1 pseudogene is annotated in these 1,491 nt (G+C 57.1%); it reads right to left on the bottom strand.

Features of this window, described 5'->3' with window-relative positions:
- Window positions 1-1,491, bottom strand: a pseudogene (locus O3682_RS11675) (RHS repeat family protein); the annotation flags it as partial.

Raw genomic sequence — 1,491 nt, 5'->3', positions numbered from 1 at the left:
GCCGTTGCCGTTGTAGTCGAAGCAGGTAATGCTGTGGCTGTTGGCGGCACGGACAAGGTTGCCGTCCGGGTCGTATTGGTAAACGGTTTCCTGAACCTTGTCGTTATCGCGGGCGAGGGTATGGATTAAGCGTCCCAATATATCGCGTTTGAACTCGGTAATCCGCAGCGGGGTTTGGCTGTCGAGGCCGTCTGAAAGCGGGGCGGCTTCTTTTTTGGGGACGGGCTGTCCGCCCAGCTGCACCATCAGTTTGGCGGCGAGGGAGGCGTCGTCGCCGTATTCGCGCTGCTCGACCAGTTCGTTGCCGGCGTTGTAGCGGTAGCCGGTCAGTTTATGGTCGAAACCGCTTTCGGCAATCAGGCGGTCGAGGACGTCGTAGGCAAAGCGGTAGCGCGCACCGTTTTCATTGGTGAGGCCGACTAGGCGGCGGGCTTTGTCGTAATGGTAGCCGAAGGTATGGCCCAAGGCATTGGTGCGTCGGGTCGGCAAACCGTCTTGGCCGTATTCGTAGGCAGTAGTATGGCCTTCGCCGTCGGTATGGTTTTTCAGACGACCTGCGGCATCGTAGCCGAAGGTCTCTTTGCTGCCGTCTGGATAGAGGGCGAGGGTGAGGTTTTGATTGGCATCGTAGTGGTATTCGGTGTGCTGTCCCAGCGCATCGGTAATACGCGCCAACTGTCCTTCGGGGGTGTAAGAGAGTTTGGTTTCGTAACCCGAGCAGTCGGTAATCCGGTCGGGCTGGCAGTTTTCGTTATAGTGGTATGCGGTACTGCTGCCGTTCGGATCGGTTACCGACAGCAACAGACCGTTGCCGGCATATTCGAAACGGGTGATGTGTTTCAGCGGGTCGGTATGGGTCAGCAGGTTGCCCGCTTCGTCATAGGTATAGCCGTGGTAACGGCTTTCGGCATCGCTTTTACGGATCAGACGGTAGTTGTCGTCATAGTCGAAATGCAGGATGACGCCGTCCGGACGGATAATGCTTTCTACCTGGCCTTCGTTGCTGTACTGATAACGGGTAACGCGTCCCATTGCATCGGTATGGCTGAGCAGTCGGCCCAAGTCGTCGCGTTCCATCAGGTTGGTGCTGCCGTCGGCAAACACCCGTTTGGTCAACTCATTGTTGTAATCATAATGATATTGCTCGGTACGGCCCAATACGTCGGTTACCTCGGTATAACCGTCGTGATAGGTAAAGCGCCATTCCTCGCCCAAAGACGTCCAGTTGCGCAACACCTTGCCGGTCGGGGTGTAATGGTCGTATTCGTATTCCGATACCAATCCGGCCGCATCCGTATGCGACACCATCAGATTGTTCTTATAGCCGAAGCTGCGTTTGACGTTGCCGTCGCAGCCGATGACGCGGATCAGGTCGCCACTGCCGTTGTATTCATAGCGGACCAGCGGACTGCCGACCCGGACCGTTTCGCCGAAGGCGGGCAAACCCTCCAACAGCGATACCGACAGCAGCCGCATTCTAGGCGACTGCTC

It is taken from the genome of Neisseria sp. 27098_8_112 (genome assembly GCF_041433235.1).
GTDB lineage: Bacteria > Pseudomonadota > Gammaproteobacteria > Burkholderiales > Neisseriaceae > Neisseria.
Note: the sequence above shows the minus strand (reverse complement) of the source record. Positions and strands in the feature narration are given on the sequence as shown.